This window comes from Lactiplantibacillus daowaiensis, from assembly GCF_005405085.1.
Lineage (GTDB): Bacteria > Bacillota > Bacilli > Lactobacillales > Lactobacillaceae > Lactiplantibacillus > Lactiplantibacillus daowaiensis.
On the sequence record NZ_BJDJ01000013.1, the window covers coordinates 78,130 to 96,003 of the forward strand.

Here is a 17,874-nt window from a genome sequence, read left to right on the forward strand (position 1 = left end):
CGAATGAGCTTGAAAGAGGAAACAAAGCTAAAAAAATATCGCCATTTCCGATTGAGTTTGGGATGGCAGATTCTGATTGGGTTAGTTTTAGGCATTATTTTAGGTGTGATTTTCTATGGTAACACCACGGCCATTACGGCGATGCAAAATATTGGGACGATGTTCATTAGTTTGATTCAAATGATCGTCTTACCGATCGTGGTCGCTTGTTTAATTACCGGGATTGCCAATATGGGTGATCTAAAGAAACTTGGTCGTATTGGTGGGAAAACCATCATTTATTTTGAAGTGATGACGACGATTGCGATCGCTTTGGGGTTGTTAGTTGGGAACGTCTTCCATCCGGGGGATTATATCAATATCCATCAATTACACAGTACAAGTATTAGCCAGTACGTGGCGACGGCGAAAACCGTTTCTCATAGTGGCATCTGGTCAACTGTAATGGGCATTATTCCAACGAACGTCTTTAAATCCTTGGCTGCTGGTGATATGATCCCGGTCATCTTTTTCGCGGTTTTCTTCGGTTTAGGAACCGCTGCGATTGGCGATCAAGGCAAGATCATCTTGGATTTCATGAACGCAGTGGCCGAAGCGATGTTTAAGGTGACAAACTGGGTCATGCATACGGCACCGATTGGGGTGTGTGCTTTGATTGGGGTGACGGTCGCGCAGATGGGACTCAAGGCGTTAGCACCATTAGGCTACTTCATTGTCTTAGCTTATTTTACGATGGCGATTTTTATTGTGGTCGTGATGGGCGTGGTTGCCCGCTTATTTGGCTTAAATATCTGGCATTTATTGCGGGTGATTCGTGATGAAATGGTTTTAGGATTTTCAACCGCTAGTTCTGAAGCCGCCTTACCTAAGATCATTGATAAGATGGGCAAATATGGTGTCAGTCAAGGTATCGTGTCCTTTGTGATTCCAACGGGCTATACGTTTAACTTAGATGGGTCAGCGATTTATCAATCCTTAGCGGCTTTGTTCTTAGCGCAAGCCTATGGGATTCATTTATCATTAGGCCAACAGGTGACGCTACTGATCGTGTTGATGATTACTTCGAAAGGGATTGCTGGGGTGCCCGGTGCGTCTTTCGTGGTGTTACTGGCGACGATTTCATCGATTGGGGTACCAGTACAAGGTTTAGCCTTTATTGCGGGGATCGACCGGTTAGTTGACATGGGTCGAACGGTGGTTAACGTGGTTGGGAACTCCTTAGCCGCAGTGATTATTGGTAAATCGGAACATGAATTTGATGCTGACATGAGTGAGCGTTACTTGGCCGAGATTCGGGCTGGAAAAAGCACCATTGCGGGCACCAAATAACGGCTAAATCGGAGTGGGCCAAAAGAAAAAATGTCTTTTGTACCATGTTTCGATGATAACTATTCAAAGATGAGAAAAGAGTTTGGGTTATCCCAGGCTCTTTTTAGTTAGGAGGAAGTAACTGTTCTTTAAAACATAGAAAAATGTAGTTAATTGTAGAAAAATAGTCATAACATTAGAAAAATAACATGGATAGGTTATGGCTAACCCATCTAGTATCGTGAAAGTTGTTGGATTTCTTGCTTTTGTATGTATTTGGTAAAGTTTATATCATTTTTGTAAATTAGAACATTAGTTCGCCTGACTGAGGTATATTAGAAACATCATGAAACGGTCGTATTCATGACAATCCAATATATCGAGTGGTGAGACATAATGATTCGGACACAAAAAGTTAAGCTTTATCCTAATAGTCACATGAGAAAAGTATTGCTTGATTTATGTGACTATCGACGCTACTGCTGGAATCAGGCTTTAGAGACTTGGAATAACATGCATGACGCTTATTGTTTGAATAAAACAGCTAATCGTAAACCGAATAAATTGCGTGTGCGCGATGAGTTAGTTGCTAATAAGGCTGATTGGCAATATGGTTTATCATCACGCACATTGCAGCTGGCAATTACGGACTTGGGAACGGCTTGGGATGACTTTTTTAATGAGGCCTTACCCGATTGGGGTAAACCTAGGTTCAAGTCTAAACGGGCACCGCGACAGGGCTTTAAAACTGATCGTGCTAAATTGGTGAAAGGTAAATTACGACTTGATAAGCCGCATGGTGCCGCCAATTGGTATGATATTCGTTTCAATAAGCACGTTGACTTAGATGGTATTCTTAAGACCGTTAGTATTTACTGTGAGAATGGCATATTCTGGGCTTGTTTGAACCTTGAGGTCATCATTGAACCGAAATGCCAGACCAATCAGCTTACAGCAGTCGACGTTAACGTCGGTCATTTTAATTATACCGATGGCCTCATCAATGTGATTCCCAAACAACTAAACCGGTTATACGAGCAAATTAAATATTATCAACGCAACTTGGCACATAAACGAGTCGTGAATGGTAAAAAGGCAACGCATACGATAAATTATCGCGCAATGAGAGCCAAGTTGCAGCGGGCTTATCGGAAAGCGACCAATATCCAGCATGACTTGATGCAAAAGGTCACCACTAAATTAGTGACCGATTTTGATACGATCGTCATTGAAGATTTAGCGGTTAAGAAAATGCAAATGACCCATGTGGCTTCAAAAGGGGGACATCGTTCGATGTTTGGCTATTTTCGACAACTGTTAACTTATAAGTGCGATTGGTATAGGAAACAATTGGTGTTGGCCGAGCGGTCCTACCCCTCCACGCAACGTTGTTCACAGTGTGGTTACGTTAAACAAGGACTGGAAAAAATCACTTTGCGTGGTAATGCACTTCACGGTACTAGACATGATCAATATGACTGTTATCAATGTGGGGCTAAGTTAAATCGCGACAGCAATGCCGTAGCGAATCTATTAGCACTCGCTAAATAACAAAACAACGGGGCTGGCTAGGCCCTTAAGCTCACCTAGTTGGTCAATGTGGCCTTACCATTCTGGTATCGTCAGAACACCGATGCTATGACGGGAGCAAGCAAAAACAAAGAAAGGAAATATGCAATCTTTCTGAATGCGGCAGAATGGCACGTTTTTCCGCATTTATCCATGTTTTGCATAGCAGGTTGCGATGCAACAATATTTTACGATTGGTCAGCTAGCAGCGCTGTTTGACGTTAAAGTACCGACCTTACGCTACTATGACGACTTAGGCTTGTTAAAGCCAGCTAAAGTCGATCCACAGACCCACTACCGGTACTATTCAACGGCCCAATTTGAACGGCTAAGTACCATCAAATACTTTCGGGCCTTAGGTGTGTCATTACCCGCGATTGCCGACTTTTTTGCGGCGCGCGAATTGCCGAAGCTTAAGCATCTATTACAGCAACAACAAGCGACGGTGCAGCAACAAATCGCAACACTGCAAGCAATCGACCAGCGCTTGGATAATCGCCTGACCCAACTCAAACAAGCAGAATCGGCGCCACTTGATATTGTCCAAGTCGTGTCGTTGCCAACGCGGCCGATTGTCTATTTGCGGCAAGCTTATACGCCGAATGACGATATTGAACTGGCAATCGCTAAGTTGCGCACCCGGTATGCCTTATCACAACAAGTTTTTTTAGGCAAGATTGCCTTATCACTGAGTCAAACGGCTTTGCAGCAGGGCGACTTTACCCACTATGATGGCATCTTATTATTATTCGAAGCTGGTGAACCAACTGCAACCGCGCAAGTGTTGGCCAGTGGGACTTATCTACAAATCGCCTTTGGTGGGACCCACGCTGCGGCCGCACCAGCCTATCGCCAGTTACTTGCTACGGCTAAACGGCAAGGCTGGCAATTGATTGGATCAGCAATTGAAACAGCGTTGATTGATTATGGGATTACTGATGACGTCAGTCAATCCGTGACGGTGATTCAAGTACCAGTTGTTAAAAAAGATTGACCCTCTAGTAACTTGAGACTTTATAATTGGGACTTAAAGCTGGTAGACACTGGCACGACTATAGATGATGAGGGTGTTGTGATGATTGGGACGCTATTTAATGTAACGATGATTTTGGTAGGGTGCACACTGGGGAGTGTGTTTAAGAAAGGCATCAAACCAGCCTACCATGCTATTTTAATGCAAGCTTTGGGCTTAGCCGCGACGGTGATTGGGATTAATGCCGTTGTCCAGCGGATGCCACAAAGTAAATATCCCGTTTTATTTATTGTGAGTTTAGCTTTAGGGGGCGTTATTGGCCAAGCCCTGGATCTGCAAGGGCATTTTGATAAGTTAGTTGGCCGCTTTTCTGGCGGCAATCTCGCGGAAGGCTTAGCAACCGCTATTTTACTATACTGTATTGGGTCGTTATCTATTTTAGGCCCCATTGAAGCGGCGCTAAAACATGATTACACATTTTTATTTACGAATGGGATGCTAGACGGCATTACCTCGATCGTCTTAGCCGCCACCTTTGGCTTTGGGATTGCGATTGCGGCGGGGGTCGTCTTTGCTTGGCAAGGGTCGATTTATGTATTGGCGCTAGTGTTGAAGTCAGCACTAAGTACGGCCTTACTGAATGAAGTCACGATTGTCGGCGGCATTTTAATTTTAGCTTCAGGCTTAGGGTTACTTAAAATTAAGCAGATCAACACATTGAATCTGCTGCCAGCCTTAATCGTACCACCAGTGGCGATTGCGATTTTGCAGTTGTTTCACTGAGTTGTGGGTCACTTGCCGCTTTCGGTCAGCAGTAATTCCAGTAGCCGCGGCGACCGGTGCGAGCCTGAGAAGCGGTCTCGCACCTCACTTTGAAACTTGGCCAAGCTCGCCAATCTTCAAAGATGTCGGTGGTGTAAATGTCGGAAAATCGCCGGCATTAACACCACTTGCACGGCAACTTCCATCACTGCTGACCTGCAGCTAAATGACAACTACCATCAGACACGACCAAGGCCTCGCCACTAGTAATAGTGACAAGGCCTTGGTCGTGTTGTTCAAATCATAACTGTCATTAAGCAATCATATTCCGGTACGAGGGACACTTTAACTTGCTGGCCGTCAATGTTTGAAAGTTTTTATCTCAGACGCTTTAACTACGTTAAATGATGGCGCTCGTGAAACTCACGCCGATTTTTTTCAAGATGTTGATGAATCCGTTCAATTAAAAGTTGTTTTGGTAGCGGCGAGGTACTGGCCAGTGGTGGTAATGGAAAGCGCTGGTCAATGTCAATCGTCGCTGGTGTAATCGCCGCTGGTGCTGCCAGTGCAATCGCCAAACTATCTGGTTGATGTTGGTACATCAAGTCATTGCGAATTGCAAAGCGCAGATTACTACGGTTCGCCAACCGAATGTAACGGTCTAAAATATCTTGATCCAATAACCCATGTAGCAAAAGTTGGTAATTGGGGTGGGCCTGAATCTCGGTTTGAAGTTCCGGCGAATAGTCGCGAAGCAACGCTTGCGTAAAGGTGATGCCCAAATCAATCCGTTCGTGAAAGGTTCCCAAGTTACGATGCTGCTCATCAGGATGCAAGACAGGCGCGCCAAAAATGGCATTTTGTAAGTGTTTATCCATTTGGTCTTCGGATTGTGACATGCTTTCAAGTCCTTTCCAAAGAGTGGCGGTAGGCCTAGTTGGAACCGTTACCACTCCCAGTCGTTATCTCTAATTGTAAATAAGAACGGGATTTTATCAAATTAAGATTTTCTAAAGCTAATGATTCTTGGCTGGCTTTTCAATCGTTAAGGTGGCCGTGAAATTCTCAGCATCAATTTGATAATCGACATGGACTTGTTTGGTTGCTAATTGCTCAATGCTACTGAGGCCGTAGCCGAGGTGGCCTTTTTTCGTGGTAAAGCGGCTTTTACGAATCCGGTTCAAATGGATCGTGTCACCAGCCGGAATCCGATTACGAACCGTAAAAGTCACGGTGTCACTGTGGGGAATCGGGGTGATTAATAAGTAAACTTGCCGATCCACTTGGCTGGCGGCATCGATGGCATTATCGAGTAAATTCCCTAAGATACGTACAATGTTGACGTGCGCGACGGGCGGTAAACTAACGGGTTCAAATAATGCCAATTGAAGTTGCACATCACGACTAGCAGCGGCTTCGTATTTGGAATAGATCAAGCCGCTGATTTCTGGGGCTTGTAAGTAACGTAACTGTTCAGGCCCGGCATGCCCACTGAGATTATCGCCGGCTGGTAATACTTCTTGTTCATAGTAGTGTTTTAAGCCTGGCAAGTCATCGCTTTGAATGTATTGCGATAAACTGAGTAAAATATTTTGATAATCATGTTTAAAGAGATGTAATTCTTGATTACGATGACTCAGCAACTCATTATAATTCGACATTTCTTCTAATAATTGGGCATCCGTTAGGCGACTATTTTTATTATTGACCAAATAAAAACCGATGATACCAAACACAATGCTAGCTGCAATTGCCACGTACATTTGTAAATTAACTGAGAGTTCCAAAGCAAATGCGTAAGCTAAAATATACAACCCATAAAATAGCAAGACTAATAAGTAATCACTGTAATCAATTTTGGCATGCTGGAAAAAGTCGGCAGCGGCATTTTTAACGACCCAATGGTGGGCCCAAAAACCTAACACTAAGATAACTGGGATACAAAGGATGGCCGCGCCGAATAGGTTGATATTAGCAGCCCAATTATGTAACTGAACGGATTGACGAAGGGTCAGTGGGGCATTTGATGACATTACCCATTTCAAAAAGACGCCAGCTAGCCCGCCGATTAGCCGTTTGATGGCATTGAGGAAGATGGCCACCGGCATCATTAAGATCCACTTGGTATAAAGCAAACGCGCGCTCATGATTGTGTTGACAATTGTGATTGGCACGACCCAAAAAAAGACCAGCGGCACTTGGGGCCACCAAGTTGTCGCTAACTGCCCAAAAACGCCAAAGAAGATGACCAAGCCGACCCACACGAGCCCTAGCTTCCAAGTGACATACTCGCGAAAGGCAAGCATAAAAATCACCATCTCATAACTACCCGAAACTAACGAGAGTATATATAAAAATCCTGTCATTATTGCACCTCATTTCAGGATTCAAAAATTTAGGTTGGTAAATTGACTTTACTAACCACTAAATCAATTGTAACCGATGCCAGCAACTTTTTGGCAAAAAATTGATAATTTTGCTTGCCTTCGACTAACACGAAGCTAGTATGCTAAGACCATTGAAAAATAAAGGAGTGCTGAAAGTGCAAAATATCCTCGTGGCCGGCGTTTATACGCCGCAACAAGTCAACAGTTTATTAACAACCATCAACCAAATGTTAGCAGTAACTTTAACCGTCTATACGCCCCTGACTGAAATTGAAGCTTGGCCGCAGGATGTCGCCGTCATTGCTGGTGACTTGACCGATACTGCCGGGTTAACTGCCGCGGCCGTCGATCAAGACTTAGTGCTTGTTCAACTTGATTCTAGAGCGCTGACGGATCAAACGCAATCATTGACTGCTGCCTTATCGGCCAGTGGGCAACCAAAAGTGGTCGTTGCCAGTCCTGACAGCGTGCTATCATTAACAGCCCAACCCGTAAAATGGTACCAACAGCATCGGCAGCATCAACAGCATCAACAGTTAGGACAAGTTAGAGCCTTGGAACAAGCTTGGCAACAAAGTGGCTTAGACTTTACCTTGATTGAAGGTCAGACTGCAATGGATACGGCGATTTATACCCGGTCGATGGCGACTGATTGGCTAACTGCAGTGCCAACCCGGCGGACCTTGCAATTGTGGGATTACTTAACAGTTGGGTTAACTTGGCCACTTGCGGCTTAAGTTAGGTGCCGATTAGATTGTTTAGGGAATGTTGCATTTGAGTGTCTAAATAAAATAAATCATGTTATGATAGCCAAGTTGGGGATAATTAAATTAATTTGGGGAAAGACTTAATTGATTATTTTATAAAACAAGGTGGAAGTAACATGCCAAGACATATGAAATCCCGGCGGCGCTGGCCGCTCGTATTGATTGTGGTTTTAATTATTGGGGTCGTTGGGGTGTCGGTGACGCAAGTGTCTGATTGGATCGATGCGTCATTTACGACGAAACAGACAACGACTAAACCTAAAAAAGCCAAGCCCATTAATCAAGTCAAATTAGATGTCCCGTTAGTCAATCAGATGGCAGCACCACGGTTATATAATGGCTGTGAAGTGACGTCATTGACGATGATGATGAATTATGTTCACATTAACGTTACTAAGAATGAACTTGCTAATAAACTCAATAGTGTGCCAATCACATATGATAATGGCGAACATGGCAATCCCAATACCGGGTTTGTTGGTGATATTACTGGGGCAAATCCAGGACTTGGGGTGTATCACGGCCCGATTTACAAGCTAGCTAAAACGGAGACCAGTCACGTTAAAGATTTAACCGGCAGTTCTTTTAAAACGGTGATTAAACAACTTGAACAAGGTCACCCAGTTTGGACGGTAACGACGCTGAACTTTGCACCGGTAACCAGTATGCAGACGTGGCAAACACCAACTGGTTCGGTTAAGATTACTTATGATATGCATAGTGTGGTGATCGTCGGCTTTAATCGTGCCAAGAAAGTGATTTATATTAACAATCCGTATGGTCACAAACAACAAGCCGTCGGTTGGAAAGACTTTGTTGCCGCCTATAATCAAATGGGCAAACAAGCTGTCGTCTTAACATTGAAACATTAATGGTAAAAAACAAAACGTCCGTTAAACCTGACCTTGGTTTAACGGACGTTTTTGTTTATCTAGTTTGATAACGATGGCCGGTCTGCGCAAATTCTCGGACGAGCGGATCGAGACTGATATTAAAGAAAGCAGCTAAAGCGAAGAGGTGATTGATTGAAATCGAATAGCCATTTTCGTATCGAGATAACATCGATGGGGCGATTCGGACGTGATATTGCGCGTCGATTTGCTGCGAAACAGCGGCCAATGTTAATTGTTTTTGCTGTCGAGCATATTTTAAGTCGTCTGCTAACATGATTGCACCTCATGCGTCATTATACCCATAAATTTTGGAAAATCCACAGTTAAATGTTGCCGGATGATGGAAAATGCGGTAAAATTCCCATATGGGGACGAGAAGGAGTGGTTAAATGAAACCAGATAACGACGTGCTATTGTTAGCTTATTTTAAGCAAAATCACATCACGCAACAATTCCATCAATCGGAGTGTCAATACCGTTTGGAATAAGTTGCATGGTCGGTCACAATGGAATACGGCGGAGGTCCAACAGTTACACGATGACTTTGGGGTGCCGACCCAATACTTTTTCCGCGATTAATGAGCATGACCATTTGGGGAACAAGCGCTCGACAACCGTTTGGGGTCAGTTCACTTAATTGAGGATGTAAAAGGAGAGTTCGCGAGCTATCGTGAGCTTTTTTATTTTGGCCAGGTTTAATAGCACACCGTATAAACTTTTTTAAATATTACATTTTCTTCAAACTTTTGTAAGGTTGTGTAACCCAATTGCAACCTGAATGTTTTCTAATTTCAAGAAAGTTAGCTTATGATTATAGGTAATTGGGAAATATTGAATTTTTTTACATACCAGCCAGCGTGAAAATTTAGATATTTTTCAGACTAACGATATGGGAGATGGCAAGTACCCGTGGGATGGCGGGACCGCATGAATTTAATCAGGGGTTTTGATCAAGTGAGTAGCAAACATTAATTTGGTAGAGTGAGGTAACTAATTTGAAAGCACATAATTTTAAGCCAGTGGTGCGGGGGTTAGCTTTAACCGCGTTAGTCACGCTTGGCTTCGGGGTGGCAGCTGCTAAAACTGCCAGTGCCGATACCACCAAAGCAATTCCGGATATTTCAGAATGGCAAGGACAATTAACGGCAACGGAAGTTCAGAATATGAAGAACAACGTTTCCTTTGTCATTAACCGTCGCCAATACGGATCAGACTATATTGATAAGTATGCGACCAATAACACGAATTTATACGTCAAGTATGGGGTGCCATTTGGTGAATATGCCTATGCCCAATTCGTTAGTGCGAGTGATGCCAAGCAAGAAGCCAAAGACTTTTATAACCGGTCTAACAAGAACGCCGCGTTTTATGTCTTAGACTTTGAAGTCAATACGGTCACTTCTGGGACCACTAATGCGGCCGTTAAAGCTTGGTATGATGAAATGCGGTCGTTGACGAATAAAAAGTTGATTTTCTATTCTTATCAATCATTTGCCACCACGTATGCTAATACTGCGCGGCAAAGTTTCGATGCACAGTGGATCGCGAATTATTCAAGTACGCCAACGATTTCATATGCCTTATGGCAATATACCGATAATTACTACATGTCAGCTTTGGATCAATACATTGACAATAGTAAAGCGGTCGTTAGCGTCCATCCAATCAGTTGGTGGACTGCGGCAGGCAGCGTCGCAGGTAGTACAACGGATACCAGTACTAGCACGAATACCAACACGAATACTTCGACCACGACGACCACACCAACTGCTTACAGTAAGTATAAGGTCGGTCAACACGCCTATTTACACAAGGCAGCAACGACTTACTATGGGACTAGCACCACGATTCCAAGTAGTGCCAAGCAAAAGTTCTATAAAATTACGGCAGTTAAATCGGTGACTAGTGGCAATTCAGCGCAAGCCGTTTACTTGAGCGGCCTAAATCAATGGGTCTTGGCACAAGACGTCACTGGTTATTGGTATGGTCAACACGGTTCATTTGATTTGACGAGCAATTTAAATATTTACGCGGATGCGGGCTTAAAGACTAAGACCGGGTCTAAATATACGAAGGGGAGTCAAATTAAGGGAACTGTCATTACGAACGGTAATGTCCGCCGCATTAAGACGAGCAAGGGCTATGTCAGTGCCAACGTGAAGTATGCGACGCCGGCTTATTTTGAATCATTACCAAGTAGCAAAACCGTCACGGTTAAAAAGAAGATTTATGGTTACAGCAAGTCATCCCTCAAGAAAGCCTATCGGCAAAATAGCTTGGCTAAAGGGACAAAAGTAACGGTGACCAAAGTCGGCAAACGCTCGACCGGATCACGTTATTTTGTAACGGCAGCTGGCCAATACATTACGGCTAATAAGTCGTATGTGACTAATTAAGGAGGACATTTTTGATGCAATTTAAGCGTAAAGTAAAAGTTGGGATTATTGCGACAACCAGTGCGTTAGTAATTGGCCTGGTTGCAGCACCTTCAGTGAACCACGTTTTACACGCGGCTTCTGATAATGTAACGACGGTTAGTCAAACGGCAGCACCAACGACCGTCAAAGCCGCTAACCAAACCGTCAAAGCCACGAGTGCTAGCGGGACTAAGTCTAATTATAGTGTCAGCTATGTTAAATCTGGGACTAGTACCAAGACTGCAACGTATAAGAAGACCGATTACAATTCTAAGAGTGACGCCAAGAGCCAAGTCGACTACATTCCATCAGCACAAGGGAATACGGTCTCATTAGGCAATGGCACGACGGCCAAGTTACAAGGGACGATGGGCCGGGTTTATATTCACTGGAATACCAATAATTGGTCAGTAACGGCAATTGCCAATACCGCCGATGTGCAAGCTAATCCAGCCAAGTTTGCCAAACAAGTTAATAGTCAATTAAACAGTCAAAACTTAACGGATACCAGTGTGACCCATGGATCAATCACGGTTTATGATCAGACGCAATCTGGGCAAGCTAACTCAGTTAAATGGCAAAAATCAGATAAAGTTTATCAAGTTAAGGGCCAACAAGCCAATACGGTCATGAAGATCGCGGCCGATGCGCAAAGTAACTAGTTTAGCTTAAAAGGATGTGACCAACATGCGCCGCTTTATTTTGGGGTGTCTGTTAATCATGTTGTTAGGGGTAACGACGGCCAGTGCGAAACAGTTTGGTACGGCGGCCCCCAAACAGACCCATACCGCCACGGTAACGGCATTAGTGCAAAAACTAACGCCCGGGAAAGCGACGGCCATTCGTGCGACAACGTTGATTGGGACTTGGCAGGTAGCCCATCAGGCCCGCACCTTAAAGTTACGGGCCGATGGTAGTTATCGTGAGACGATGGGCCAAGTGCATACAACTGGTTATTGGCAGTTGTCCGGTACACGGACGATTACGTTAACGGATGCCGTGGGTCAGCACCATTTAGGGCAGGCTTACCGACATCAACTCAAGTTTGCGAATCAACCAGCCCATTGGACTAAAATGTAAGTTGAAAAGTCATCAGCAGAAGCTGGTGGCTTTTTTTGATTAAAAAATAATTGCAAAATAATTTGAATAAGATTAGAATGAACTCACGTCATTTTTGGCGATACATAATGAAAGTGGTGACCACAATGAAGTTTTATTTGGTAGATGCGTTCAATGATGCCGTTTTTAAAGGGAATCCGGCGGCGGTTTATGTCTTACCGGCCTGGCCGAGTGAGGCGTTGATGCAAAAAATCGCTTTAGAACATCATTTATCAGAAACGGCCTTTACGGTAAAAAATGGGGATCACTATGAGTTGCGTTGGTTCACGCCGGAACAAGAAATTGACCTGTGTGGGCATGCCTCGTTAGCGACGGCGTACGTCTTGTTCAATTACTACGAAACGTCCGCCACGAAGCTGAGTTTTCAAACGCAAAAAGGGCCTTTGTATGCGACCCGGCAAGGTGAACAGTACTATTTGGACTTTCCAAGCATTATGCCGAAACCGATTGCCAATGATCCAGCCTTTGCAGCCGCGATGGGGGCAACGCCAACGGCAGCATATTTAGCACGAGATCTCTTTTTGGTTTATGAAGATGCGGCGACTGTCCGCCAACTGCAACCAGATTTGGCAAAGGTCAAAGCCTTGACACAGGGGATTGGTGTCATTGTCACAGCACCAGATACTGAATTTGATTTTGTCTCGCGGGCTTTTTATCCGAAACTGCAAGTGGATGAAGATCCAGTGACGGGATCGGCACATTCAAATTTAATTCCTTATTGGGCACAACGCTTAGATAAAAAGCATTTAAACGCGCAACAAGCTTCTGCGCGCGTGGGGTTGTTAGATTGTGAATGGCAAGGTGACCGGGTCACGATGGGCGGCCAGGCAGTTTTATTTGCCACGGGTGAGAGTACCTTATAAGTAAAAAAACGGCTAACCAGTTTGGTTAGTCGTTTTTTGGTGGTTGGGTATTTTGGTCTGTGAAGGTCTGACTGATTTTGATCAGGTTGTTATAGGTCGGATCAAAGTCGGCTGCAAGTAAAGCTTGCATGCGGCGCTCACTAACGGCAAAAAAAGCGTCGATTTTTTTGGCTAGTTGTCGCGCTTGAGGCGTCAGTAATAATCGTTTGTAGCGAGCGTCGTTGGTGGCAGCCACGCGAATCAAAAGCCCTTTAGTCACCATTGCCGTGACTAAACTCGAAGCCGTTGCTTTACGAATATTGAATTCTTGTTCTAAGTCACGCTGAAATACATCTTGGGTGGTTTCGTGATCCGCGATAAAGTTGATCGTGCTAATTTGCATCCCGGTTAAGCCGAGTTGTTTGGCAAAATGATCTGAATCACGGGCTAAGGCATTATTGGCTTTTTTGATAGCGATCCCAATGGCACGTTGCATGGGGGACAGCTCCCTTCTTAGATGGTTCGATAACTAACTATTTGGCATTATAGGCAAGTCAGTTTTAAAAGTCAATCGATAGAAAGACTGGCATTGTTAGAATTTTGTGTTAAGATAGATAACTAGTTCGTATTAGAACTAATTTCTCAAAATGGAGTTGAAAACATGACCAAAAAAATTGATTCAAAATTGATCCTAGCCGTTGTGGCGACCGGCTTATTATCTTTTTGCGGGGTAATTGTGGAAACCGCCATGAATATTACGTTTCCAGCCCTGATGCGGGAATTTAGCATTAATACCGCCACTGTGCAGTGGATGACGACTGCTTATTTAGTGGTTGTCTCAATCGTCGTTCCAATTTCGTCGTTTCTTAAACGGCGTTTTAAAACGAAGACGTTGTTTGTTACCGCTAACTTGCTATTTATGGCTGGGTTAGTGATCGATGCGTTAGCCGGTAATTTTCTGATGCTTGTTTTAGGCCGAATTGTTCAAGGTCTTGGAACCGGGATTGCGTTACCGTTAATGTTTAATATTATTTTAGATTGGGTGCCAGATCATCAGCGTGGGACACTCATGGGTATCGGAACGTTAATCACAGCAATTGCCCCAGCCCTGGGGCCAACTTTTGGGGGCATCGTGGTTAGCAGTTTAGGCTGGCATTGGATTTTTATACTGTTACTGCCATTATTAGTTATTTCATTGTTGTTAGGCTTGTATGCGATTCGGCAAGCACGACCAACTGAAAAGGTGGGGTTTGATGTTTTTGGTTGGGGAATGATTCTCCTGATTTTTATTGGCTTTACCCTGGCATTTAGCAATTTAAGTCAAATCACACAACGACCGGGCATGTTCTTTGGCATGCTGGCAGTTGGACTGATTGGCTTGGTCGTCTTTATCATCCGGACGAAACATGCTAAGCAACCTTTGATCCATTTAGATATTTTTAAGACGGTTTCATTTAATTGGCATTTGCTAGGTTTCTTCTTATTACAATTGAATGCATTAGGGATGGCGTTTATCTTGCCAAACTATATGCAACTTGTGAATGGGCAATCGGCAATGGTTGCTGGGTTGTTTGTTTTGCCAGGCGCGGCAATCGGCGCAATCTTTGCCCCCTTGGGTGGTCGCATCTTGGATCAATTCGGTGCGGCCAAGCCATTGTTGACCGGGGCTGGTTTACTAGCGGTTGCGGTCGCCTTATTTACCGGTTTTGCGATGCATTTAACTGGTTGGTTGATTTTAGGCATTTACATCATCTTCATGATTGGCTTAGGTTTGATCATGGGGAATACGATGACGAGTGGTTTGGGCCAACTAAGCATGGCACAACAAGCGGATGGTAATGCCGTTTTCAATACGTTACAACAATTTGCTGGTGCCACAGGGACGTCGCTAGTGTCAGCGGTTATCACTTTAGTACAGACGCAAGCTAGCGGCACCACGGCGCATCGAACGGCGTTAGGTTCAGCAGCAGCATTAGCGATGTTGTTGGTACTCGTCTTGATCGATGTGGTTGCATTATGTCTGGCGATGAAGACCCGTCAGCGTGATTGACATTTTAGGTGTTAGTGCTTATGATATTAACTAACAATTAAAAGTGGTGACCTTTATTCAGTAGTTGTTGGTCCAACAGTTAAGCGACTCGGTGGTTGGTGTGAACCGAGCTGTGATCAACGATGAATTACGTAAAGCGAGCTGCCATTCGGCCGGATTATTTCGTTATCAATAAATGAGCGATCACCATATGGGTGATAACTTGGGTGGTAACGCGGAAAAACTCGTCCCTGTTGTAATGACAGGGACGAGTTTTTCTTTTTTCGGACCAATACTAGGAGGAGTTAGCATGAACATTATTGAAGATTTAAAGTGGCGCGGCGCCATCAACCAACAAACTGATGAAGCCGGCTTAGCAGCACTTACAGCAAAACAGTCGGTATCCTTATACTGTGGGATTGATCCAACTGGTGATAGTATGCATATCGGGCATCTGATTCCCTTTATGATTTTAAAACGATTCCAATTAGCTGGACATCATCCATACGTTTTAGTTGGTGGTGGGACAGGTGCGATTGGGGATCCTTCTGGTAAGAATTCAGAACGGGTCTTACAAACGATGGACCAAGTCAAACATAATGAAGCTGGCTTGAATGCCCAAATGCACAAGTTGTTTGGGTCTGATGATAACTTCTCAATCGTGAACAACTACGATTGGTTGTCAAAACTTTCTCTATTAGACTTCTTACGTGATTACGGGAAGCTATTCAGTGTGAACACGATGTTAAATAAAGAAGTTGTGGCTAGTCGGCTTGAAGTCGGCATTTCTTACACCGAATTCACGTACCAAATCTTGCAATCTATCGATTTCTTACACTTATTCCGTGCAGAACATGTGCAACTTCAAATTGGTGGGGCGGATCAATGGGGCAATATCACCGCTGGGACTGACTTAATTCACCGGTTAGAAGGCAACGATGCTGAAGCTTACGGTTTAACGATTCCGTTATTGCTCAAAGCTGATGGGACCAAGTTTGGTAAGACTGCTGGTGGGGCAGTTTGGTTAAATCCTGAAAAGACCTCACCTTACGAATTCTACCAATTCTGGATTAACCAAGATGATCGCGATGTTGTCAAATACTTGAAGTATTTCACGTTCTTGAGCCATGAAGAAATCGATCGGTTGGCTGAAACGGTTAAGACTGCCCCTGAAAAGCGGGAAGCCCAACGGCGATTAGCTGAAGAAGTCACTGAATTTGTGCATGGTAAAGCGGCGGTTGTTGAAGCCCAAAACATTACCAAAGCCTTGTTCACCGGTGACGTGCAAAACTTGAATGCTGAAGAAATCGAACAAGGTTTCAAAGGTGTCCCTTCAGCTGATGTAACGAGTGAAAAGCAAAACATCGTTCTATGGTTAGTCGATGCGACGAAGTTTGAAAGCTCACGGCGTCAAGCTCGTGAAGATATTAAAAATGGGGCGATTCGGATCAACGGTGAAAAAATTACCGACGTTGATGCTGAAATCGATCCAACGGCGGCTTTTGATGGCAAGTTTGTCATTGTCCGTCGTGGGAAGAAGAAGTATTTCTTAGCCCGGGTTAAATAGCGTATTTGAACCAGTTGTCAGTTGATAACTGGTTTTTAATTGCTTAAAATCCTGGATTATGAGGATAAAAGTAGTAAAATTAAAAACATATTAGAATGCGGCGCTGGCAGACGGTTTGTTAAGGGGCACAACGTAATGATTGCGTAAAGTCACTGTAAATTTGTAGTGTTTTGGTATATTACCGAGTTGAGTTTGAATAATATGTTATAGTTAGAACGATTTTTAAGGGAAATCATCGCCAGCAATGTGGCGTCATTAAGAAAGGATGGTTGTGTATGCAAACCAAACCAGAACATCATTCAACACGAACGATTGCAATTTTAGGCTTGTTGATTGCCGTAACAGTTGTAATTTCACGGCTACTAATTATTCCAGTGCCAATGACTCATGGTAATATCAATTTATGTGATGCCGGCATTATGATTGCTGCACTTTTATTTGGTCGTCGGGGTGGCGCAGTAGTTGGCGGCGCCAGTGGGTTTATCTTAGATTTGATTTCCGGTTATTCGCAATACATGATTTTTTCATTGATCGTGCATGGTTTAGAAGGCTGGCTCGTTGGGCAGTTTGGTGCCGGCAAGTCTAAAGGCTGGCAACTAGCTGCCATGGCGATTGGTGGTATTGTGATGGTAGCGGGGTATTTTGTTTCTGATTCGTTGCTATATGCATTGCCGACTGGATTGATTGGCGTTCCAACGAATGCTGTGCAAGCTGTTATCGGGGGTGTGATTGCTTTCCCGGTTGTTTTACGGATGCAATCTTATGTAAAGACGCAAGTTAATTAAAAACACACTTATATAGTAGGAATCTATCAACTGCGGTTGGTAGGTTCTTTTTGTTTTAAGTTATTTTGTTTTTTAGCTTGACCGATTAATTTTATCCTGGTATAGTATTAAACGTTGCTGTTACAGCACAACAAATTGATTGGATTATCAAAACAAAAAAGTTATTGACAACGAAAAAATGTTTTGTTATTCTTATTAACGTTGCGTTTGAGGCAACAAGCATCATTCAAATTAAAGTTATGAGTTGAAAAAGTTCTTGACGATTTCGAATCATAATGATAAGATGATTAAGTTGTGTTGAGACAATCAACCAACAATTTAGACCTTTGAAAACTGAACAAAGTTTCGACAAATCAAATGTGTAGGGTCTACTAATTTAAATTAGTAGCAAACATTTGCGAAGTCAATTCGCTAGCAAATAAATTTTTGAACAACTTTAAATGAGCTTTTTAGAAC

The 17,874-nt window shown here is 43.6% G+C and carries 17 protein-coding genes and 1 other annotated feature; of the genes, 13 read left to right on the forward strand and 4 right to left on the reverse strand.

What is annotated here, in order from left to right; genetic code table 11:
* Window positions 1–9: 9 nt before the first annotated feature.
* The 4 genes from FFM75_RS09255 (at window position 10) to FFM75_RS09270 (ending at window position 4,633) form a co-directional block, all read left to right on the forward strand.
* On the forward strand, window positions 10–1,329 hold the full coding sequence (locus FFM75_RS09255; protein ID WP_171001472.1) for a cation:dicarboxylate symporter family transporter: 1,320 nt from the start codon (window positions 10–12) through the stop codon (window positions 1,327–1,329).
* A 375-nt stretch (window positions 1,330–1,704) separates the two neighbouring features.
* Window positions 1,705–2,859, forward strand: a complete 1,155-nt coding sequence (locus FFM75_RS09260; RefSeq protein ID WP_137628887.1) for an RNA-guided endonuclease InsQ/TnpB family protein — start codon at window positions 1,705–1,707, stop codon at window positions 2,857–2,859.
* A gap of 193 nt (window positions 2,860–3,052) precedes the next feature.
* A complete protein-coding gene (locus FFM75_RS09265; protein WP_137628888.1) occupies window positions 3,053–3,871 on the forward strand; it encodes a MerR family transcriptional regulator in 819 nt (272 codons plus the stop codon).
* 81 nt (window positions 3,872–3,952) lie between these two features.
* Entirely contained in the window at window positions 3,953–4,633 is a 681-nt protein-coding gene (locus FFM75_RS09270) for a DUF554 domain-containing protein (protein WP_137628889.1), read from the forward strand.
* Between the two features lie 374 nt (window positions 4,634–5,007).
* On the opposite strand, the gene FFM75_RS09275 is transcribed toward FFM75_RS09270, so the two are convergent.
* Together FFM75_RS09275 and FFM75_RS09280 are read right to left on the reverse strand one after the other, a co-directional pair.
* Window positions 5,008–5,511, reverse strand: coding sequence for a YueI family protein (locus FFM75_RS09275; RefSeq protein WP_137628890.1), 504 nt, complete (start codon window positions 5,509–5,511; stop codon window positions 5,008–5,010).
* A 117-nt stretch (window positions 5,512–5,628) separates the two neighbouring features.
* A complete protein-coding gene (locus tag FFM75_RS09280) occupies window positions 5,629–6,978 on the reverse strand; it encodes a sensor histidine kinase (protein WP_223876648.1) in 1,350 nt (449 codons plus the stop codon).
* Between the two features lie 176 nt (window positions 6,979–7,154).
* Between FFM75_RS09280 and FFM75_RS09285 the strand changes: the two genes are divergently transcribed.
* Together FFM75_RS09285 and FFM75_RS09290 are read left to right on the forward strand one after the other, a co-directional pair.
* Window positions 7,155–7,736 (forward strand): NAD(P)H-binding protein, encoded by a 582-nt coding sequence (locus FFM75_RS09285; RefSeq protein ID WP_171001473.1) that lies wholly within the window; start codon window positions 7,155–7,157, stop codon window positions 7,734–7,736.
* A 146-nt stretch (window positions 7,737–7,882) separates the two neighbouring features.
* Complete coding sequence (locus FFM75_RS09290; RefSeq protein WP_137628892.1) at window positions 7,883–8,638, forward strand: C39 family peptidase; 756 nt, start codon at window positions 7,883–7,885, stop codon at window positions 8,636–8,638.
* A gap of 55 nt (window positions 8,639–8,693) precedes the next feature.
* Here the strand turns inward: FFM75_RS09290 and FFM75_RS09295 are convergent, their stop codons facing one another.
* The gene (locus FFM75_RS09295; RefSeq protein ID WP_137628893.1) at window positions 8,694–8,933 is read right to left on the reverse strand and encodes a helix-turn-helix domain-containing protein; all 240 of its coding nucleotides are present in this window, start codon (window positions 8,931–8,933) and stop codon (window positions 8,694–8,696) included.
* Window positions 8,934–9,654: 721 nt separating this feature from the next.
* On the opposite strand from FFM75_RS09295, the gene FFM75_RS09300 reads away from it, so the two are divergent.
* The 4 genes from FFM75_RS09300 to FFM75_RS09315 all read left to right on the forward strand — a co-directional run bounded on the left by FFM75_RS09300 (window position 9,655) and on the right by FFM75_RS09315 (window position 13,058).
* The gene (locus FFM75_RS09300) at window positions 9,655–11,055 is read left to right on the forward strand and encodes a GH25 family lysozyme (protein WP_137628894.1); all 1,401 of its coding nucleotides are present in this window, start codon (window positions 9,655–9,657) and stop codon (window positions 11,053–11,055) included.
* Between the two features lie 14 nt (window positions 11,056–11,069).
* Window positions 11,070–11,738 (forward strand): hypothetical protein, encoded by a 669-nt coding sequence (locus tag FFM75_RS09305; RefSeq protein ID WP_137628895.1) that lies wholly within the window; start codon window positions 11,070–11,072, stop codon window positions 11,736–11,738.
* Between the two features lie 25 nt (window positions 11,739–11,763).
* Complete coding sequence (locus FFM75_RS09310) at window positions 11,764–12,156, forward strand: hypothetical protein (RefSeq protein WP_137628896.1); 393 nt, start codon at window positions 11,764–11,766, stop codon at window positions 12,154–12,156.
* A gap of 125 nt (window positions 12,157–12,281) precedes the next feature.
* Entirely contained in the window at window positions 12,282–13,058 is a 777-nt protein-coding gene (locus FFM75_RS09315) for a PhzF family phenazine biosynthesis protein (RefSeq protein ID WP_137628897.1), read from the forward strand.
* A 25-nt stretch (window positions 13,059–13,083) separates the two neighbouring features.
* On the opposite strand, the gene FFM75_RS09320 is transcribed toward FFM75_RS09315, so the two are convergent.
* Window positions 13,084–13,533 (reverse strand): MarR family winged helix-turn-helix transcriptional regulator, encoded by a 450-nt coding sequence (locus FFM75_RS09320; RefSeq protein WP_137628898.1) that lies wholly within the window; start codon window positions 13,531–13,533, stop codon window positions 13,084–13,086.
* Window positions 13,534–13,698: 165 nt separating this feature from the next.
* Here FFM75_RS09320 and FFM75_RS09325 point away from each other — a divergent pair, with 165 nt between their 5' ends.
* From FFM75_RS09325 to FFM75_RS09335, 3 genes are all read left to right on the forward strand, one after another.
* Window positions 13,699–15,087, forward strand: a complete 1,389-nt coding sequence (locus tag FFM75_RS09325; protein WP_137628899.1) for a DHA2 family efflux MFS transporter permease subunit — start codon at window positions 13,699–13,701, stop codon at window positions 15,085–15,087.
* Between the two features lie 37 nt (window positions 15,088–15,124).
* Window positions 15,125–15,322: a binding site (T-box leader), on the forward strand.
* A gap of 54 nt (window positions 15,323–15,376) precedes the next feature.
* Window positions 15,377–16,633, forward strand: a complete 1,257-nt coding sequence (gene tyrS / locus FFM75_RS09330; RefSeq protein WP_137628900.1) for a tyrosine--tRNA ligase — start codon at window positions 15,377–15,379, stop codon at window positions 16,631–16,633.
* Window positions 16,634–16,908: 275 nt separating this feature from the next.
* On the forward strand, window positions 16,909–17,418 hold the full coding sequence (locus tag FFM75_RS09335) for an ECF transporter S component (RefSeq protein ID WP_137628901.1): 510 nt from the start codon (window positions 16,909–16,911) through the stop codon (window positions 17,416–17,418).
* Window positions 17,419–17,874 lie beyond the last annotated feature (456 nt).

Bases quoted from the DNA above. Each gene is read 5' to 3' on its own strand.
- FFM75_RS09260 (WP_137628887.1), top strand. From the start codon at position 1,705: ATGATTCGGACACAAAAAGTTAAGCTTTATCCTAATAGTCACATGAGA.
- FFM75_RS09265 (WP_137628888.1), top strand. From the start codon at position 3,053: ATGCAACAATATTTTACGATTGGTCAGCTAGCAGCGCTGTTTGACGTT.
- FFM75_RS09270 (WP_137628889.1), top strand. From the start codon at position 3,953: ATGATTGGGACGCTATTTAATGTAACGATGATTTTGGTAGGGTGCACA.
- FFM75_RS09275 (WP_137628890.1), bottom strand. From the start codon at position 5,511: ATGTCACAATCCGAAGACCAAATGGATAAACACTTACAAAATGCCATT.
- FFM75_RS09280 (WP_223876648.1), bottom strand. From the start codon at position 6,978: ATGACAGGATTTTTATATATACTCTCGTTAGTTTCGGGTAGTTATGAG.
- FFM75_RS09290 (WP_137628892.1), top strand. From the start codon at position 7,883: ATGCCAAGACATATGAAATCCCGGCGGCGCTGGCCGCTCGTATTGATT.
- FFM75_RS09295 (WP_137628893.1), bottom strand. From the start codon at position 8,933: ATGTTAGCAGACGACTTAAAATATGCTCGACAGCAAAAACAATTAACA.
- FFM75_RS09305 (WP_137628895.1), top strand. From the start codon at position 11,070: ATGCAATTTAAGCGTAAAGTAAAAGTTGGGATTATTGCGACAACCAGT.
- FFM75_RS09310 (WP_137628896.1), top strand. From the start codon at position 11,764: ATGCGCCGCTTTATTTTGGGGTGTCTGTTAATCATGTTGTTAGGGGTA.
- FFM75_RS09315 (WP_137628897.1), top strand. From the start codon at position 12,282: ATGAAGTTTTATTTGGTAGATGCGTTCAATGATGCCGTTTTTAAAGGG.
- FFM75_RS09320 (WP_137628898.1), bottom strand. From the start codon at position 13,533: ATGCAACGTGCCATTGGGATCGCTATCAAAAAAGCCAATAATGCCTTA.
- FFM75_RS09325 (WP_137628899.1), top strand. From the start codon at position 13,699: ATGACCAAAAAAATTGATTCAAAATTGATCCTAGCCGTTGTGGCGACC.
- tyrS (WP_137628900.1), top strand. From the start codon at position 15,377: ATGAACATTATTGAAGATTTAAAGTGGCGCGGCGCCATCAACCAACAA.
- FFM75_RS09335 (WP_137628901.1), top strand. From the start codon at position 16,909: ATGCAAACCAAACCAGAACATCATTCAACACGAACGATTGCAATTTTA.